The organism is Nannocystis sp. RBIL2 (genome assembly GCF_026626745.1).
Taxonomy (GTDB): domain Bacteria; phylum Myxococcota_A; class Polyangia; order Nannocystales; family Nannocystaceae; genus Nannocystis.
Genome location: NZ_JAPNJW010000001.1, coordinates 6,160,289 through 6,178,171, shown reverse-complemented (window position 1 = coordinate 6,178,171; position 17,883 = coordinate 6,160,289). Strand labels below are relative to the sequence as shown.

General features: G+C 69.0%; 14 protein-coding genes and 1 pseudogene. 8 read left to right on the top strand and 7 right to left on the bottom strand.

What is annotated here, in order from left to right; all coding sequences use genetic code 11:
• Positions 1-12 precede the first annotated feature (12 nt).
• Both OV090_RS24640 and OV090_RS24635 read left to right on the top strand, forming a co-directional pair.
• Positions 13-924: an alpha/beta hydrolase gene (locus OV090_RS24640; RefSeq protein ID WP_267706849.1), complete on the top strand. Its 912-nt coding sequence runs from the start codon at positions 13-15 to the stop codon at positions 922-924.
• A 110-nt stretch (positions 925-1,034) separates the two neighbouring features.
• Positions 1,035-1,820, top strand: coding sequence for a hypothetical protein (locus OV090_RS24635; protein WP_267706848.1), 786 nt, complete (start codon positions 1,035-1,037; stop codon positions 1,818-1,820).
• 6 nt (positions 1,821-1,826) lie between these two features.
• Here OV090_RS24635 and OV090_RS24630 read toward each other — a convergent pair whose 3' ends face one another.
• From OV090_RS24630 to OV090_RS24620, 3 genes are all read right to left on the bottom strand, one after another.
• On the bottom strand, positions 1,827-2,813 hold the full coding sequence (locus tag OV090_RS24630) for a hypothetical protein (protein ID WP_267706847.1): 987 nt from the start codon (positions 2,811-2,813) through the stop codon (positions 1,827-1,829).
• Between the two features lie 199 nt (positions 2,814-3,012).
• The gene (locus tag OV090_RS24625; RefSeq protein WP_267706845.1) at positions 3,013-3,939 is read right to left on the bottom strand and encodes a hypothetical protein; all 927 of its coding nucleotides are present in this window, start codon (positions 3,937-3,939) and stop codon (positions 3,013-3,015) included.
• A 115-nt stretch (positions 3,940-4,054) separates the two neighbouring features.
• A complete protein-coding gene (locus tag OV090_RS24620; protein ID WP_267706842.1) occupies positions 4,055-4,729 on the bottom strand; it encodes a pentapeptide repeat-containing protein in 675 nt (224 codons plus the stop codon).
• A 178-nt stretch (positions 4,730-4,907) separates the two neighbouring features.
• On the opposite strand from OV090_RS24620, the gene OV090_RS24615 reads away from it, so the two are divergent.
• The 6 genes and pseudogenes from OV090_RS24615 to OV090_RS24585 all read left to right on the top strand — a co-directional run bounded on the left by OV090_RS24615 (position 4,908) and on the right by OV090_RS24585 (position 11,384).
• The gene (locus OV090_RS24615) at positions 4,908-5,387 is read left to right on the top strand and encodes a nitrate reductase associated protein (RefSeq protein ID WP_267706840.1); all 480 of its coding nucleotides are present in this window, start codon (positions 4,908-4,910) and stop codon (positions 5,385-5,387) included.
• Entirely contained in the window at positions 5,384-6,205 is an 822-nt protein-coding gene (fdhD, locus tag OV090_RS24610) for a formate dehydrogenase accessory sulfurtransferase FdhD (RefSeq protein WP_267706838.1), read from the top strand. The genes OV090_RS24615 and fdhD overlap by 4 nt, the downstream gene beginning before the upstream one ends.
• A 58-nt stretch (positions 6,206-6,263) precedes the next feature.
• The gene (locus OV090_RS24605; RefSeq protein ID WP_267706836.1) at positions 6,264-6,737 is read left to right on the top strand and encodes a formate dehydrogenase subunit gamma; all 474 of its coding nucleotides are present in this window, start codon (positions 6,264-6,266) and stop codon (positions 6,735-6,737) included.
• On the top strand, positions 6,734-8,269 hold the full coding sequence (locus OV090_RS24600; RefSeq protein WP_267706834.1) for a formate dehydrogenase beta subunit: 1,536 nt from the start codon (positions 6,734-6,736) through the stop codon (positions 8,267-8,269). The genes OV090_RS24605 and OV090_RS24600 overlap by 4 nt, the downstream gene beginning before the upstream one ends.
• A gap of 22 nt (positions 8,270-8,291) precedes the next feature.
• Positions 8,292-11,137: pseudogene (fdhF, locus tag OV090_RS50880) on the top strand (formate dehydrogenase subunit alpha).
• A gap of 13 nt (positions 11,138-11,150) precedes the next feature.
• Positions 11,151-11,384, top strand: coding sequence for a formate dehydrogenase subunit delta (locus OV090_RS24585; RefSeq protein WP_267706830.1), 234 nt, complete (start codon positions 11,151-11,153; stop codon positions 11,382-11,384).
• Positions 11,385-11,598: 214 nt separating this feature from the next.
• Here the strand turns inward: OV090_RS24585 and OV090_RS24580 are convergent, their stop codons facing one another.
• From OV090_RS24580 to OV090_RS24565, 4 genes are all read right to left on the bottom strand, one after another.
• Positions 11,599-12,738: a restriction endonuclease gene (locus tag OV090_RS24580; protein WP_267706828.1), complete on the bottom strand. Its 1,140-nt coding sequence runs from the start codon at positions 12,736-12,738 to the stop codon at positions 11,599-11,601.
• Positions 12,735-13,586: a class I SAM-dependent methyltransferase gene (locus tag OV090_RS24575; protein ID WP_267706826.1), complete on the bottom strand. Its 852-nt coding sequence runs from the start codon at positions 13,584-13,586 to the stop codon at positions 12,735-12,737. The genes OV090_RS24580 and OV090_RS24575 overlap by 4 nt, the downstream gene beginning before the upstream one ends.
• Before the next feature lie 596 nt (positions 13,587-14,182).
• Positions 14,183-15,823, bottom strand: coding sequence for a dihydroxyacetone kinase subunit DhaK (locus tag OV090_RS24570; protein WP_267706824.1), 1,641 nt, complete (start codon positions 15,821-15,823; stop codon positions 14,183-14,185).
• 61 nt (positions 15,824-15,884) lie between these two features.
• On the bottom strand, positions 15,885-17,750 hold the full coding sequence (locus OV090_RS24565; protein WP_267706822.1) for a hypothetical protein: 1,866 nt from the start codon (positions 17,748-17,750) through the stop codon (positions 15,885-15,887).
• Positions 17,751-17,883: the final 133 nt, after the last annotated feature.

Sequence of the window (17,883 nt, the reverse complement as noted above, 5' to 3'; positions counted from 1 at the left end):
GGAGGACCCGCCATGAGCCAGTTCCATCCCGACCTCGCCTTCATCGCGCGACTCATCCCTCGCTTCGCCTTCGGCCCGCGCCTGGTCAAGTTCATGCGCCGGATCGCCCCGAGCGGCGGCGTCCCGCGCAGCACGCCCGGCGTCAGCGCCTCGCTGCGATCGATCCCGGGCGCAGGCACCGCTCGCGTCTTCACGCCCACCGACGTCAGCGGGCCCACGCCGGTGATGCTGTGGATCCACGGCGGCGGCTTCATCGTCGGCTCCCCCGCGCAGGACGACGCGCTGGCGAGCCTGTATGCGCGCGAGCTCGGCATCACCGTCGTCGCGCCGACCTACCGCCTCGCCCCCGAGCACCCCTTCCCCACGGCGATGGACGACCTCTACGCCGCCCTCACGTGGATTCACGCCAGCGCCGGCGCCCTGCGCGTGCGCCCCGATCGCATCATCGTCGCTGGCGCCAGCGCCGGGGGCGGCCTCGCGGCCGGGCTCACCCTGCTCGCCCGCGACCGCCAGGAGGTCCCGGTGGCCTTCCAGCTGCTCGTGTACCCCATGCTCGACGATCGCACCGTCGGCAGAAACATCGACGGCGAAAATCACCGGATCTGGAACGCCGCGAGCAACCGCTTCGGCTGGACCTCGTACCTCGCGCGCGAGCCCGGCGGCGCCGACGTCCCGATCTACGCCGCCCCCGCGCGCGCCGAGTCTCTCGCCGGCCTGCCGCCCACGTGGATCGGCGTCGGCACCTTCGACCTGTTCCACGACGAGGACCTCGAGTACGCGCGCCGCCTCGTCGCCGCCGGCGTCCCCGTCGAGCTCGAGGTCGTCCCGGGCGTGTTCCACGGCTTCGACAATTTTCGCAACAAGAGCATTTCAAAGGCGTTCGTTGCCAGCCAGCTCGCCGCCCTGCGCCGCGCCCTCGCTTGACCGCGTTCGCGTCCGCGCGAGCGGGTCCTGCTTCGCACCTCGGCCTGGCCTATACTGATGCCCGGCGCCGGCGATCGGGATGCACCGACCCTCTCGCCGACGCCCGCCTCATGACGACGCTACGAATCAGCCGCTCGATCTCGATCGCAGTCGCGCTGTTGCTCGCGGCCTGCGCCCGGCCCGAGCCGCCGTTCCTGCTGTCCTCGCAGGCGCGCGACGCCGAGGCTTGCGGTCAGGCAGTGAGCGCCTATTTACCGGCCCGCGAAGCCCTCGGATTCTGCGAGCAGGACAGCGATTGCGTCGAGATCGTGCCGGAGCCGTGCCTGTCTTCATATTACGCGAATGTCGCCACCGCCGAGCGTTCGCTCGCGTCTCTCGAGCAAGGCCTCGCCGCGCAATGCGGCGTGCCCGCATCGGACTGCGTCCATACCCCACTCGGCTGGCCGCGCTGCCACCGGGGCCGCTGCCGCCGCGGCGGTCGCGTGCCGCGCCTGCGCGGTATGTCGTGCTGGGCCGAGCGGTGGCAGCTCGTCACCCTCGATCGCCCGCACGTCCTCCACGCCTGGCACAGCCCGCCCGATCTGGCGCCCGAGAACGCCCGCCTCACTGTGGAGGCACCGGGGCACCTGACCGTGCGCGTCGACTGGGGCGACTGCACCGGCGACAACGAGCTTCAGATCTACGAGCTCCAGCAACAGCCGCCCGAGCGACAGCGCCTCGGCGATCTCGAGATCCTCCGATTCCCCGTCTCGCCCGGCGACTACACCTTCCGCCTCAGGCCTGCCTCGATGAATTGCGAGTTCGCCACTCTCACCGCCCACCTCGACCGCGCCGACGGTGTGCCGGCCTCAGGTCGGTTCCACGGCCTCGAGTACCAGCGCCTCTGCGAGGATTGAACCGGCTCACCACTTCGGCGAGCTGAGCGCCACCGGCAGCACCATCACGCGCCGCAGCGACTCGCCGACCTCCCACACCCGCGCCACGATCTTCGCCTCGGCGTCCTCGACAGTCACCCAGTGCAGCTTCTGCCCGTGCGTGAACGCCAGCGCCGGCAGCGGCAGCGAGAACGGCAGGCCGCACTGGTGATCGCGCAGCAGGAACGAGTCGGGCCACGAGCGGTCCGCCTTCGCCACCAGCTCGGTCGCCGACCCGTCGGCCTGCTCGCGCAGCACCGACCAGCGCGCCGCCTTGACCTTGCGCCCGTGCTCGGCAGCGTGCAGCACGTGCAGCGGCGCCTCGCTCGCGTCATTTTCAATTTTAGTGAAATCGACCCGCACCGCCCGCCAGCGCTGCTTGCCGAGCCCCGCGATCTGTCTTTCGAATTGCCCGTCGATCGGCGCCGCCGGGTCCGCCACCGGAATCATCGCACCCGGCTCGTCGAAGTCCTTCTCGGGATCTTGGCACACCGCGTGGACCCGCACCGCGAAGCTCATCCGCACCGGCGTCGGCGGCGTGTGGCGGCGATGGAACGCGAACACGAAGTCGAGCGGCGGACCGGGATCGACCGTGTACGGCTTGGCTGCTCCGTTGCCGAGCGGCTCGTCGCAGCGCAGCGGCGCCTCCGTCACCAGAGTCACCGCCTTCACGCACGTCTCCTCGCCCTCGCTCGACTTCGCCGCGCTCGACTGCGCGATGCCTGCTCCGCAGTACTCGAACGACTTGCCCGCCGCCGCGCGCACCAGCCCGCCGGCGTTCGTCATCACCCACAGCGGCTCGCCCTCGCCCCAGCTCTCGACCGCGCCCCCGACCACGAAGGGCCCCGCCTCCGCGTCATCCTGCCGGCAGCGACCGAACGCCAGCACCGACGGCTCGAACGCCACCTGCTCCGCCGGATCGGGCGGCACCACGGGAGCCGCGACCACCGGCGCCGGCTCCACCGCCTTCACCACGGGCTGTGGCTCGGGCGCGGGTGTCGGCGACGCCGCACGCGGCCCGCACGACGCCAGCACCGCGCTCAGGACGCCCGCGACCCACCGTCGCGCGCTCGCTACGGCGCTCGCGCTCACCCGCCCAGTCATTCGCCGCGTCGTGCCTCGCATGCGCAGGCAGGTCTATCAACTCCCCGCGGGCCTGTCCACGCGCCACGCGTCACCGCTTCGCGGTGATCGGGAACATCTGATTGACGCACGGCGCCCCCAGCATCCCGTTGAAGCACGAGCACTGATTGCCCGTGAACGTCAGCCGGTACGTGCCCGACCACGTGTCCTTGTCGACGAAGTCGCCCTCGAGCGCGTACGTCTCCGTGCAGCCGCCCGCGATCGAGCCCTCGTTGGCGAAGTCGCCGTCGGGGCACATCGTCGCATCGCCCGTCATGCCGATCGGGTTCGACGGGCTCGACACGATCGTCGCCCCGTCGCCCGAGAACGTGAACGCAGTGATGTTGACCGACACCAGCGCGTTGCAGCACGAGTAGGCGATCGGCGCCCCCTCGATCGTGTACAGCCCGTCGGGGTCGCACGCCTCGACCTGGCACTCCGCGTCGCAGCCGTCGCCCGCATCGACGTTGCCGTCGTCGCACCCCTCGCCCGCGTCCACGTTGCCGTCGCCGCACGCGCTGCAATTCTGCGTGTCGAACTCGCACGTATCGAGGCACCCGAGCTCGCCGCCGTCGAAGCCCTGCGACTCGCACGATTCACCGCCGAGCTGGTCGCCGTCGCACAGCTCGCCGGGGTCGAGGATCCCGTCGCCGCACGCAGTCATCGGCCGCCCCGTCGTCGTGCTCGTGCTGTCCACCCCCGTGGTCGTCGTGCTCGTCGTCGTCGTCGTCGTCCCCGGCTCCCCCGTCGTCGTCGGATTCGTCGTCGTCGTGACCGGCTCACCGGTCGTCGTCGTCGTCGTCGTCCCCGGCTCCCCCGTCGTCGGCGTGTCCGTCGTCTCGCCCGTGCTCGTGCTCGTGCTCGTACCCGTCGACGTCCCGCTGTCGGTCGTCGCGCCCGGGTCGTCCCCGCTGCAGCCGATCAGCACCAGCACCGCCATCCACCCCGCCCGTCCAAGACCTCGCGCAAGCTCGTTCATCCCCCGATGAGACGCTGGAACACCGGTCCTGGCAAGCCCGCCTGCGCGTTCGCGGGCGCGCGCGCGAGGACGACGTCCGCGGTGCGCTCGCGCCCTGGCCTCGGGCGAGGCCCTTCTACTTGCGCCGCCCTCGACCCGCGCGCCCCGGCTCCGACTTCGCCGCCGGCCCCGAGTAGCCGGCCACCCGCAGCCCGAGGTGCATCGCCAGCAGCACCGCCGACTCCACCGGCACGATCGCCTCGCGGGCCTCGTTCGCGGCCGGGTCGACGAACACCCCCGTCGCCCCCGAGAAGTCGGTCTTGCGCAGCTTGCAGCCGCGGAACACGCTGCCGGTCAGCGAGCTGCCGCGGAAGTCCGCCTCGCCGAGATCGACCTCGAAGAAGTTGGCCTCGGTGATCGTGCAGTCGACGAACTGCGTGCGGCACAGGCTCAGGCGCAGGAACGACGCGAACTGCAGCGTGCACTCGGAGAAGCCCAGGTTGACGAAGCGGCCGAGCTCCGTCCACTCGACGCCCATCAGCTTGCAGCCGCGGAACTGCAGCTTGCCGGCCACCATCCCCGCCGGTCGCGCCTGCGTCAGGTCGCAGCGGTCGAACACGCAGTCCTCGAGCCGGCAGCCGCGCCAGCGGGTCTCCTGCGCCTTGCAGCCGACGAACGTGCAGCCCGCGAACTCCTTGCCCGCGAGGTCGGCCTCCTGCATCTCGAGCCCGGTGAACGTCCGGTCCTCGAACGACCTGCCGCGCAGCAGGCTCTCGAGGTCGGACCCGTCGTCTTCGTCCGGCGGCGCCATGATCGCCGCGAAGCTTTCACCGACGCTCCGTCGTGGTCAAGTCGATCGCCTGTCCCCGAGGACATGTTCCCCAAAGGACAGGTCCCGTCCTTCGCCGCTTGACTCTCGCCCGCAATTCGTGACCGTCCCATCCCTGCCGCGCTGGCGCCGGCCGCGGGCCTGCGATAGCCTCCGGCTCGTGCCGCGACACCCCGCCCTGTTCGCCTTCGAGGGCGACTTCCAGACCGACCTCCGCTGCATCCCGATGGCCGTGCGGCACCAGCTCGACCTGTGCGGGATCAAGCTCTCGCTCAAGGAGTGGGTCAAGCTCGGCCCCGAGCAGCGCAGCGCCGTCGTCGCCCTGCTCGATGGCCCCGACCCCGCCGGCGTCGACGGCGTGCGCCGGTTCGACGCCGCAGTCGTCGACATGGTGGAGAAGCGCATGGGCGAGCCCCCCGCGCGCTGCGCCGTCGAGCCCGCGCCCGCGTGGGCCGACCCCACCCGCGTGCCCGACGAGGTCGTCGCCAAGGCCGCGGCCGAGGGCGTCACGCTGGTCCCCGCGCAGTGGGCGGCGCTCGCCCCGCTGCAGCGCTTCGCCCTCTACAAGCTCAGTCGCTCGAGCCACAAGAACGAGAACTTCGTGCCCGCCTGCCGCGAGTTCGGCATCCTCTCTGCGTGACCTCGCCCGACCCGCGCACGCGTCCGGTGGCCGCGGTCCTCCACCGCGGCGGTGAGGTCAGCGCTCGCCGCGATCTGCTGGCCGTCGAAGATCCGCTGGAGATCCGCATCGTCACCGCGGACGACCCCGAGCCGCGCCGGCTGGCGATGACGATGCGCACCCCCGGCGACGACGCCGACCTCGCCGCCGGCTTCCTCTTCACCGAGGGCATCGTCCGCAGCCGCGAGCAGATCGCCGGCATCACCTGCTCGGAAGACCATGTCCGCGTCGACCTCGCCGCCGGCGTGCGCCTCCCCGAAGCTGTCCCGAAGCGCAGCTTCGTCATGACCTCCGCCTGCGGCGTGTGCGGCCGGGCCTCGCTCGACAACCTGCGCGCGCAGCCCCCGGGCCCGCTGACCCCGGGTCTCCCCCAGCTCGCCGCCACGGTGGTCCCCGGCCTGCCCGGCGCCCTGCTGCGGGCGCAGGCGACCTTCGTCGCGACCGGAGGGATCCACGCGGCCGGCCTGTTCGACCTCCGTGGTGAGCTTCGTCTCCTGCGTGAAGATGTCGGCCGTCACAACGCCGTCGACAAGCTCGTGGGCGCCCTCCTGCTCGCGGGCCAGCTGCCCGCGACCGACGCCGTCCTGCTGGTCAGCGCGCGCGCCAGCTTCGAGCTGGTCCAAAAGGCCCTGATGGCCCAGATCCCGATCTTCGCCGCCGTCGGCGCACCGTCGAGCCTTGCGGTCGAGCTCGCGGTCGAGGCCGACATGACCTTGCTCGGCTTCGTACGCGAAGGCCGTTTCACCGTGTACAGCGGCGGCATCCGGATCACTCGCTGAGGCGGCAGCGATCACTCCGCGTTTGGGGCCCGGCCCGGAACTCGGTAGATTGGCCGCCATGAGCTCCGACGCGATCGACCAGGCGCTGGCCGCCAGCGGGCACCTGCCCGGCGGTTTGTTGCAGGTCCTGCACGGCATCGCCGACCGCCTCGGCCACATCCCGGCCGAGGCCATCGGTCGCGTCGCCGCCGCCCTCAACCTCTCGCGCGCCGAGGTCCACGGCGTCGTCAGCTTCTACCACGACTTCCGCAGCGAGCCCCCGGGGCGCCACATCCTCAAGCTGTGCCGCGCCGAGGCCTGCCAGGCCATGGGCAGCGAGGCCCTCGCGGGCGCGCTCGAGCGGCGCCTCGGCTGCAAGTTCGGCGAGACCTCGGCGGACCGCGCAGTCACTCTCGAGCCGGTCTACTGCCTCGGCAACTGCGCCGCCGCGCCCTCGCTCCTGCTCGACGGTCAGCTGCGCGGCCGCCTCACCGGCGAGCGCCTCGACCGCCTGGTCGACACGCTCGTCGCCCCCGCGGAGGAGCGCGCGTGACTCACATCGTCTACGTCCCGATCGACGCCACCGCGCGGTCCGTCGGCGCCGACGACGTCGCCGCAGCGATCGCCCGCGAGGCCGCCGCGCGCGGCGAGCCGGTGCAGATCGTCCGCAACGGCACGCGCGGCCTGTGCTGGCTGGAGCCGCTCGTCGAGGTCGTCACCCCCGCCGGCCGCGTCGCCTACGGCCCGGTCGACGTCGCCGACGTCGCCTCGCTGTTCGCCGCCGACTTCCTGCGCGGCGGCGCCCACCCGCTCGCGCACGGCCGCACCGACGACATCACCTGGCTCAAGGGCCAGGAGCGCCTCACCTTCGCCCGCGTCGGCCTCACCGACCCGCTGAGCCTCGCCGACTACAAGGAGCACGGCGGCCTCCGGGGCCTGCGCGCCGCCCTGTCCGCAAAGACAGGTAGTGACATCGTCGAGGAGCTCGTGCGCAGCGGCCTGCGAGGTCGCGGCGGCGCCGCCTTCCCGGCCGGCATCAAGTGGCGAACCGTCGCCGGCGCCCCCGGCCCGCAGAAGTACGTCTGCTGCAACGCCGACGAGGGCGACAGCGGCACCTTCAGCGACCGCATGTTGATGGAGGGCGATCCCTACGTCCTGCTCGAGGGCATGACGATCGCCGGCCTCGCCGTCGGCGCCGACCAGGGCTACATCTACCTCCGCTCCGAGTACCCCGACGCCGAGCGCACCTTGATGGCGGCGATCGAGGCCGCGCGGGCGGCCGGCTGGCTCGGGCGCGACGTCCTCGGCAGCGGCCGCGCCTTCGACATCGAGCTGCGCCGCGGCGCTGGCGCGTACATCTGCGGCGAGGAGACCGCCATGCTCGAGAGCCTCGAGGGCAAGCGCGGCATGGTCCGGCCCAAGCCCCCGCTGCCGGCGATCTCCGGCCTCTTCGGCAAGCCGACCGTCATCAACAACGTCATCACCCTCGCCAGCGTCCCGATCATCCTCGACCGCGGCGCGCAGTTCTACGCCGACTACGGCATGGGTCGCTCGCGCGGCACCTTGCCGTTCCAGCTGGCCGGCAACATCAAGCGCGGCGGCCTGGTCGAGAAAGCCTTCGGCCTCACCCTGCGCGAGCTCGTCTACGACTACGGCGGCGGCACTGCCAGCGGCCGGCCCGTGCGCGCGGTCCAGGTCGGCGGCCCGCTCGGCCCGTACTTGCCCGAGTCGAAGTTCGACGTCCCGCTCGACTACGAGGTCTTCGCCGCCGCCGGCGGCATGATCGGCCACGGCGGCCTCGTCGTCTTCGACGACACCGTCGACATGGCGCTCATGGCTCGCTACGCCATGGAGTTCTGCGCCATCGAGTCGTGCGGCAAGTGCACCCCGTGCCGGATCGGCAGCACCCGCGGCGTCGAGGTCATCGATCGCATCCGCAACAATGAGCGGCGCGGCCCCAACCTCGCCCTCCTGCGCGACCTCTGCGACACCATGACCCACGGCTCGCTGTGCGCCATGGGCGGCCTCACCCCCGCCCCGGTGCTCAGCGCGCTCGAGCACTTCCCCGAGGACTTCCAGCGCTGACGCGCCGCAGGAGGAATCAGCCATGTACTCCGTCAAAGAGCCCGACGCGGGCACCCCCGAGCGGAAGAGCAGCGAGCAGGTCACCCTCGAGATCGACGGCCACGCGGTCACGGTCCCGGCCGGCACCTCGGTGATGCGGGCCGCCGCCGACGCTGGCGTGCGCGTGCCCAAGCTGTGCGCCACCGAGTCGCTCGAGGCGTTCGGCTCGTGCCGCCTGTGCCTCGTGCAGATCGAAGGTCGCCGCGGCTACCCGGCCTCGTGCACCACGATCGCCGAGCCCGGCATGAAGGTGCGGACCCAGTCCGACCCGCTGGCCAAGCTGCGGCGCGGCGTCATGGAGATGTACATCTCCGATCACCCGCTCGACTGCCTCACCTGCCCGACCAACGGCAACTGCGAGCTGCAGGAGCAGGCCGGCGTCGTCGGCCTGCGCGAGGTCCGGTACGGCGAAGGCGGCGCCAACCACTTCAAAAAGGCCGAGAAGGACACCTCGAACCCTTACTTCGACTTCGACCCCGCCAAGTGCATCGCCTGCTCGCGCTGCGTCCGCGCCTGCGAGGAGGTCCAGGGCACCTTCGCGCTCACGCTGCAGGGCCGCGGCTTCGAGTCGAAGATCGCCAGCGGCAACACCGACTTCAAGAGCAGCGAGTGCGTCTCCTGCGGCGCCTGCGTCCAGGCCTGCCCGACCGCCACCCTCGTCGAAAAATCGATCGTCGAGCGCGGCCAGCCCGACCACAGCGTCGTCACCACCTGCGCCTACTGCGGCGTCGGTTGCTCCTTCCGCGCCGAGGTCAAGGGCAGCGAGGTCGTGCGCATGGTCCCCAACAAGGACGGCCACGCCAACCACGGCCACTCGTGCGTCAAGGGCCGGTTCGCCTGGGGTTACGCCACCCACAAGGACCGCATCACCAAGCCCATGATCCGCAGCTCGATCCGCGACCCGTGGCGCGAGGTCTCGTGGGACGAGGCGATCGCCTACGCCGCCTCCGAGTTCAAGCGGATCCAGGCCGAGCACGGCCGCGGCGCCGTCGGCGGCATCACCTCCTCGCGCTGCACCAACGAGGAGACCTACCTCGTGCAGAAGCTCGTGCGCGCCGCCTTCGGCAACAACAACGTCGACACCTGCGCCCGCGTCTGCCACTCGCCCACCGGCTACGGCCTCAAGACCACCCTCGGCGAGTCGGCCGCACCCAGAACTTCGACTCCGTCGAGCACGCCGACGTCATCGTCGTCATCGGCGCCAACCCGACGGACGCCCACCCCGTGTTCGCCTCGCAGATGAAGCGACGCCTGCGCGCCGGCGCCAGGCTCATCGTCATCGACCCGCGCGGCATCGACCTCGTGCGCTCGGCCCACATCGAGGCCGCGCATCACCTGCAGCTGCGGCCCGGCACCAACGTCGCCGTCATCAACGCCCTCGCCCACGTCGTCGTCACCGAGGGCCTGTACGCCGAGTCGTTCGTGCGCACCCGCTGCGAGCAGCCCGCCTTCGACAAGTGGAAGGCCTTCATCAGCGACCCGCGCCACGCGCCCGAGGTCACCGAGGAGGTCACCGGCGTGCCCGCGGCCGAGCTCCGCGCCGCCGCCCGCCTCTACGCCACCGGCGGCAACGCGGCGATCTACTACGGCCTCGGCGTCACCGAGCACAGCCAGGGCTCGACCATGGTCATGGGCATCGCCAACCTCGCCATGGTCACCGGCAACATCGGCCGGCCCGGCGTCGGCGTGAACCCGCTGCGCGGCCAGAACAACGTGCAGGGCAGCTGCGACATGGGCAGCTTCCCGCACGAGCTGCCCGGCTACCGCCACGTCAGCGACCCCGCGGTGCGGGCCCTGTTCGGCGCCGCCTGGGGCGTCGACATCGACTCCGAGCCGGGCCTGCGGATCCCCAACATGTTCGACGCCGCCATCGGCGGCTCGTTCAAGGGCCTCTACGTCCAGGGCGAGGACATCGCCCAGTCCGACCCCAACACCCAGCACGTCTTCGCCGCCCTCGAGTCGCTCGAGTGCCTGGTCGTGCAGGACCTCTTCATCAACGAGACCGCCAAGTTCGCCCACGTGTTCTTGCCCGGCTCGTCGTTCCTCGAGAAGGACGGCACCTTCACCAACGCGGAGCGACGGATCTCCCGCGTCCGCAAGGTGACCCCGCCGCTCGCCGGCAAGGCCGATTGGGAGACCACGCTCGCGCTGGCCGAGGCGCTCGGCTACCCGATGCACTACACCCACCCGTCGCAGATCATGGACGAGATCGCCCGGCTCACGCCGACCTTCACCGGCGTCAGCTACGCCCGGCTCGACGAGCTCGGCAGCATCCAGTGGCCGTGCAACGACAAGGCGCCGGTCGGCACCCCGGTGATGCACATCGACGAGTTCGTGCGCGGCAAGGGCAAGTTCGTCATCACCGAGTACGTCGCCACCGAGGAGCGGGTCAACCGCAAGTTCCCGCTGATCTTGACGACCGGGCGGATCCTCAGCCAGTACAACGTCGGTGCGCAGACCCGGCGCACCGCCAACAACACCTGGCACGACGAGGACCGCCTCGAGCTCCACCCGCACGACGCCGAGCAGCGCGGGATCAAGGACGGCGAGTGGTGCAAGATCGTCAGCCGCGCCGGCGAGACCATCTTGCGCGCGACGATCAGCGAGCGCATGCAGCCCGGCGTGGTCTATACGACCTTCCACTTCCCCGGCTCGGGCGCCAACGTCATCACCACCGAGAACTCCGACTGGGCCACCAACTGCCCCGAGTACAAGGTCACCGCGGTGCAGGTCAGCCCGACGACCGAGCCGGCGTCGAAGTGGCAGCGCCGCTTCGGCGAGTTCAGCGAGCAGCAGGACGCCCTGCTGCCGCAGTCCGATCCCCGCTGACGGAGGCGACCCCATGGACGCGCACAAGCTGGTCCAGATGGCCAACCAGATCGCCACCTTCTTCGAGTCCGACCCGGACCCCGCCGCCATCAACGACGGCATCGCCGGCCACATCCGCCGCTTCTGGGACCCACGCATGCGCCGGGCCCTGCTGCAGCACATCGACGAGCACGCCGGCGAGGGCTGCCGCCCGGCGGTGCTCGCCGCGATCGCAGCCAACCGCGACAACCTCACGCCGGCGCGCTGACATTCCCTTCGGAGATGCCTTCGAGGACCCAAGAGGTCGTCGCGCGACGGACTGTCTCGAAGCCGGTGCGGTACCACGTCCTGCAGATTCCGCGCCGGAACGACTAGTCTCCGCTAGCCTTCAGGACTTCGAAAGCCATGTAGCTCTACTGCGAAAATACACGAATGGTCTTGGCACCTGTGAGATACACATTTAATCTCGCAAAACAGATAGGTCACCGATTTCCAAATCTGCGAAGAAGTTCGGAGTGAGGCACACCATTACGCGTAGCCGCATGGATAATCTCTTGAAACCTCGATGCATATCGAATATCGATACTATTAATCAAATCCAGCATTCCTCCTTCAGGCTCCGCCTTTTCTAGAAGTTTGCGCGCTCGCTCCTGCAACTCCCTTACAGCCTCCGCGACTGAAGAAGCATGCTGAACGTCCGACTTGCCCGTTAACTCGGGATGGCGATAATCACTCATTGCTTCATCTGTAAGGCGCTCTAACTTTGTAAGCAGTTCCTCGGCAGTCCGATCAAATTTTCCAAATCCAATAAGCGCCCGTGGATCGCTTTCCTCAAGGAGCCTTTCCAGCGGAAGCAGCGTGATTCGTGGGGAAGCTTCATCAGCCAAGCCTACTGCCGACGCAGTAAAATCGGATGATGAAACTAGGATTCCCGACGCAGCCCGGGCGAACCGGACAGATGCCATAAGCTGGCGGACGTGGTCTACTGATATTAAACGTTGACGCACCCCCTTCTTCACCTGAACAGCAACACGCCCGGGGACGCCTGAAAGTTCTAAGATAAAGTCGAAGCCGAGATCATCCCTCTCAGAGGGAGCTTGCACACTGAAGCCTTTCGAGCGAAAAACATCAGTCACCAACGTTTCAAATCTACGAATTTCCAAAGTTTCAAAGTATGAAGGATCGGAGAAAACTGTGCTCAATTCGTCATGAGACGATGAGAACTCAAACCGCTCCCGAGATGGCTTCTTCCGGGTTCGTGCAAGCACTCTATGTACTGCCTCTACAAGATCTTCCTGGGACTCAGGCGTTATTCGAACGCAAGGAAGAGTTCCAAGTTCGGTCGGAATCACCTCTGCAAGACTTGTCGCAATCAGTACACTCCGACCAGCTCCGACCGCAAATCCAAGTTCAAACATCACATTCGGCGAATCCTCGCAGAGGATTGCGATAATCAGATCGCCCCTCCTAATCTCCAGAGCGATCTGACTGGCCCGATCTACACCAGCGGTCACACTGCGGGCTTCGCAGACAGTCATGCCTTCACCAGTGAGACGATCGCCAATGAGCTTAGCGACGGTCGCATCCCGTCCCGAATAAGAAATGAAGATTCGGGGAGTCATTGGCCAACTCCGATCGCCCGTGTCAAAGCCCAGTGCTCATAGAGCAGTCGCTGCCGTTCCGCCCCTTCGTCCTCGGTCTCTGCACCGTATCGAGTAAGACTTTCAAGGGCAGCCACACACCGAAAAAGTCGCTCAGTCATCAAATGCCTGATAGTTTTCGCGGTGGATGAGATTGCGGCATTGCGACGAGCATGCAATTCGCTGCTCGGGAGGTCGAGATGATTGCGACGAACTTGTGCACTCCACGCCCCCGTACTTCGGTGGCTCCAGTGCGCGACTTCAGGCGAATATTCGCGTACCTCCAAGGCCGCGAACAAAGCCTGGAGAATTACCGAAACCTCTGTTTGGGACCATGGAACAGCTCCCAATTCCGGGGGATCCAGCCGTTCCATGTCGTAAATAAAAAGGCACCCTTGAGGTGCAAGCCGTGAAATGCAATCGACAAGTAGTTGCGCTAACTTGTCTGGTGCAACTTCGTGAACTGTGTTTGTAAAGCTGATAAAGTCAAAATCGATATTCGACTCGTAGAGCTTGGGGAAATTGATGAGATCGCCGACCTCGACTTGGTACCCCGAAAATCCCAGGGCCGACGCCAGTTTCTCAGTGGCCCGCGCGAACTCCTGAGCACCATCGTAGCCGTGGTAAACGATCTTGTTCCTCGCTAGGGCGGACAAATTTCGCTCCAGCGCTGCGAGCACTTGACCTCTACCGCACGCAAGATCGAGCCAGCGGAGCTTGAGGACCTTGGGATCTGCTAGCAAGGCCTGAAGCAGAGTTAGCGCCGCCTGATGGTGGGGCAAAATCCGGGCTCGATCGAGATATGCGGTTGAGTCGGCGATTATCGACATACCCCGGGGACGCCTTGACGAATGAACAGTGTATTAGGCCCGCAGGCGCGCCGAGAGCGCTAGTTCCCCGGGGTGTGACTTACCTGGGCCGTCTCTGAGTGCGCGTCGAGCTGCAAGGAGGGACGGTCTCCTCATTCGCCCGCGAGTCTAGCATGCGCGACTATGAACGCCACCCAGCACCGCGCCCGCCAGTATTAAGTCATCGGGAAACGGGCCGGGGGGAAAAAGCCCCAATGGTTTCGTGCAACACGACCAAGACGGATAACCACGTTCTCCGGCTTAGCCCCAATGCCTCGCACGTGCCGGCTCCGCGTCCTGCCTGCGATAGATCGCTGCTCCTCAGGGAGAGAATAGCAAGCGGCCATACAGGCTGCCGACCGAGCAACAAACCATTCGTTCCGACCCCTGCGCATTCCTTGCGCTCGTGGGCGCAGCCTTTGCACACCGCCCACATTCCCAGCGAGAACAGCGCTCTTCCTCTGCGAAGGCTTTCTGCGACCTGATCCTTGCTTCGAGCCCGATCGCGAGGTTGCCTTCATCCACCTGTCTCACCAGATGCCCGTCTCGCTGTCGCCCAGGATGCCGCCCGGGCCGCGTCACTCGAGCGACGCGGTAGCGAGCGCGCCGAAGATCGCCGCGATCGCCACGGCCCCCGGGTCGGGCACGCCCCGCAACGCGCTCTCGGGCACATAGCTCGCGCGACCCGCGTGCGTCCGGATCATCGTCCGCGTCGCCTCCGCGCCCCGCTGCGCCCCCGCGGCGGCCCCTGCCAGCCCCTCGCCGGCCTCGAGCGCCGCGATCGCCGGCAGCAGCGCGTCGAGCAGCGTGCGATCGCCCGCCTGGGCGCCGCCCACTTGCTGGATCCGCTCCAAGCCCGCGCGCAGAGCCGCCGGCCAGCCCTGCGACGCCCTCGCCGCCACGCCCATCGCCGCCACCCCGATCGACAGCAAGATCCCGCTCGAGCCGCCCATCGCGCTCGACAGGCACCCGGCGATCGCGGCACACAGCGCGCCCGCGTCGGCGAACGGCAGGCGATCGAGCTCGGCGAGCACGGCGCGCGCCGCAGTCGCGAACGTCGTGCCGGTGTCGCCGTCGCCGACCTTCGCATCGAGCGCGTTGAGCTCGGCCTCGCGGGCCATCAATTCTTCACACACGACCTCGACCACGCGTCGGCGCACGGCGTGGACCGACGGCGAAGGCGGCTCGGGCCGCAGGCCCGCGGGCAACGGGACCGGCGCGACGCGGGCGATCCGACGCCCGGGCACCCACGCCGCCGGACCCACCGGAGACAGCAGCGCGCGCTCGAGCTCCGGGTCGAGCGCCAGCGCCGACAACGACAGGCCCTTCATGTCGAGCGACGTCATCAGCCGCGCCGGTCCGAAAACCAGGCCGACCTCGCGCCGCATCGACGCCAGCAGCGACCCCGTGGCGACCGCGATCTCGATCGGCGGCACCCCGCCGAGGTCATTTATTAAAAGCGCGACGGGCGAGCCCGCGTCGCCGAGATGCGCGTGAAGGCGCGACACGAGGACCTCGGCGAGCTCGCGCACCGGCGCGTAGCGGATCTTCTCCGCGCCCGGCTCGCCGTGGATCCCGAGGCCGAGCTCGACCTCGTCCGGGCCGAGCCGCGCTTCCGCCGGCTGGCCGGGGATCGTGCACGACGAGAACGACAGGCCGAGCGAGCACACCGCTCCGGCGACGCGCTCCGCGGCGCGCTTGACCTCCGCGAGCGACGCCCCTTCGCGGGCGAAGTGGCCGGCGACTTTGTGCACGAACAGAGTGCCGGCGACGCCGCGCGGGCGCGGTGCCTCGGGGAGCGCGATGTCGTCGCCGACGACCACCATCTCGACCTCGAGGCCGAGCGCGCGCGCCTTCTCGGCAGCGAGCCCGAAGTTGAGGCGATCGCCGGTGTAGTTCTTGACGACGAGCAAGCAGCCCGGCGTACCGGTGACCGCGAGGATCCCCGCGAGCACCGCGTCGACGCTCGGCGACGCGAAGATCTCCCCGCTGACCGCGGCGGTCAGCATGCCGTCGCCGACGAAGCCGACGTGCGCCGGCTCGTGCCCCGCCCCACCGCCCGAGATCACCGCCACCCGGCTGCGGTCCCAGTCGGTGCGCACCACGACCTTGATCGCGGGGTAGCCGTCGAGCCGGGCGAGCTTGCCCTCGCCGAGCATCACTGCCGCGTCGATCGCCTCGCGGACGACGTCCGTCCGCTCGTTGATGAAGTGCTTCACGCGGCGATGGTCGCACGAACGCCGGCAGCGTGCACATGAACAGGCACGCGCCGGCGGGCGCTCACAGGTGCGGGCAGGGCATCCCGCCGGCCGGGCGGTTCCGCAGCACCGTGTGGATCGCCGCGACGATCGTCGTGCGATACGGATTGCCGACGAGGTCCTCCATGCTGAAGATCCGGTCGGCGGCGAGGTTGATGAACTGCTGCTTCGCCGCCCCGCCGAGCATCGCGATGGTCGCGGCGATCGTGTCCGGCGCCAGCGCGATCTCGGCGGCGTTGCGGCTGGCGGTCGGCGTGTTCCACTGGACCGCGTAGTTGAACAGCGCCGCGTACCACGCCTCGGGGTTGGCGTAGACATCGGCGAGCGCATCGACGACCCCGCGCTCGGACGACCAGCTGACGCGGCCGCCGAACGGGTCGTCGAGGTAGGCCGCGTCGTTCGAGGCGATCAAGTCGGTGAGCGCGCGGTCGATGTAGCCGGCGAAGTCCGGGGTGGCGTTGTTCTCGTAGTCGAGGTCGTGCATGAACGCGAGGGTCGGCCCGCCCGCGGGGCTGACGTACGACCCGTTCGAGTAGCGGCCGTCGACGGCATCGAACACGTAGGACTTGAGGTGGAAGTACTTCGAGCCACCGCCGCCCACGCACGCGAGGTACGAGTCGTAGAGGTAGCTGCGCCACGACGACCCGAGCATGCCGTCGCTGACGAGCCCGCCGGAGAGCAGCGCGTCGAGGCCTGCGGGCGCGACCAGCGTATCGAGCCGCGTGTGCGGCAGCATCGTCGCCGAGCGCGAGCCCGAGCCGGTCCACACTGTCCTGGTGATCGCGTTCGCGGCCGGCCAGGTCGCGGTGTCGGCGTTGAAGGTGAAGGCGAAGTCGCAGCGATCGAGCGTCGCGCCGCTGAAGTCGGCGCCGTCGATGTCGGCGTACAGGAAGGGCGCGCGCCGGACCAGGCCCGAGAACACCGCCCCGTCGAGCTCGGTGCCGAAGAACCATCCGCCGTCGACCCCGCCGGCGAAGTGCACGTCGCGGAAGTCCTTCATCCCCACGTCCAGCGCGAACGGGAAGGTGATCGTCGCGCCGCGGACGTCGGTGTTGCTGGCGAGCGCGTTCTGCAGCTGCGCCGGCGTGGTGAAGACGAGCCCGCCGCCGCCGTCGCCCCCGCACGTGCCGCCCTGCGAGACCCAGCCGTCCTGCCCGCAGGCGTAATACTGAAAGTCCTCGCCGCAGACCTGCTGGCCGCACTCGGTCGCGTGCACCGGGTTGCCGAGATAGTCCGTGCCGCCGGGACAGTCACAGCCGTCGTCGCCGCCGCACACGCCGCCCTGTGAGACCCATCCGCTCTGCTCGCAGGCGTAGTATTGAAAATCCTCGCCGCAGACCTGCTGGCCGCACTCGGTCGCGTGCACCGTGTTGCCGAGGTAATCGGTGCCGCCCGGGCAGTCGCAGTCGTCGCCCCCGCCGCTGTCGTCGCCCCCGCAGACGCCGCCCTGCGAGACCCAGCCGCTCTGCTCGCAGGCGTAATATTGAAGATCTTCGCCGCAGACCTGCTGGCCGCACTCGGTCGCGTGCACCGTGTTGCCGAGGTAATCGGTGCCGCCGGGGCAGTCGCAGCCGTCGTCGCCGCCGCACACGCCGCCCTGCGCGACCCAGCCGCTCGGGCTGCAGGCGTAGTACTGGAAGTCTTCGCCGCACACCTGCTGGCCGCACACGTCGGTGTTCACGGGGTTGCCGAGGTAGTCAGTGCCGCCGGCGCACGGACACGCCCCGCCGTCGCGCAGCTCGAGCGCGGACACATCGCCGGCCGGTTCGTCGTCGCAGGCCAGCGGAGCGAGCACGGACGCGCCGAGCAGCAACGCAGGGCCGAGGCGCGACGCGGAGAGGAGGGAGCAGGAGATCGAAGCGTGAGGACGCGAGAACGTGGTGAACATCGGATGATCCTTGGTTGCCGCGCAGGCTCGCGACGCGGCGCAGGCGGAGCCCGACGCCGAGCACGACGCTCGCGTGGTCCGGCCTCCTGCGGGCATGACAGGCGGACAGATCGGATGTCGCAGCACGCGGACG

Excerpts from the sequence above, each read along its gene's own strand:
- OV090_RS24640 (WP_267706849.1), top strand. The coding sequence starts at position 13 with ATGAGCCAGTTCCATCCCGACCTCGCCTTCATCGCGCGACTCATCCCT.
- OV090_RS24635 (WP_267706848.1), top strand. The coding sequence starts at position 1,035 with ATGACGACGCTACGAATCAGCCGCTCGATCTCGATCGCAGTCGCGCTG.
- OV090_RS24625 (WP_267706845.1), bottom strand. The coding sequence starts at position 3,939 with ATGAACGAGCTTGCGCGAGGTCTTGGACGGGCGGGGTGGATGGCGGTG.
- OV090_RS24620 (WP_267706842.1), bottom strand. The coding sequence starts at position 4,729 with ATGGCGCCGCCGGACGAAGACGACGGGTCCGACCTCGAGAGCCTGCTG.
- OV090_RS24605 (WP_267706836.1), top strand. The coding sequence starts at position 6,264 with ATGAGCTCCGACGCGATCGACCAGGCGCTGGCCGCCAGCGGGCACCTG.
- OV090_RS24585 (WP_267706830.1), top strand. The coding sequence starts at position 11,151 with ATGGACGCGCACAAGCTGGTCCAGATGGCCAACCAGATCGCCACCTTC.
- OV090_RS24580 (WP_267706828.1), bottom strand. The coding sequence starts at position 12,738 with ATGACTCCCCGAATCTTCATTTCTTATTCGGGACGGGATGCGACCGTC.
- OV090_RS24575 (WP_267706826.1), bottom strand. The coding sequence starts at position 13,586 with ATGTCGATAATCGCCGACTCAACCGCATATCTCGATCGAGCCCGGATT.
- OV090_RS24565 (WP_267706822.1), bottom strand. The coding sequence starts at position 17,750 with ATGTTCACCACGTTCTCGCGTCCTCACGCTTCGATCTCCTGCTCCCTC.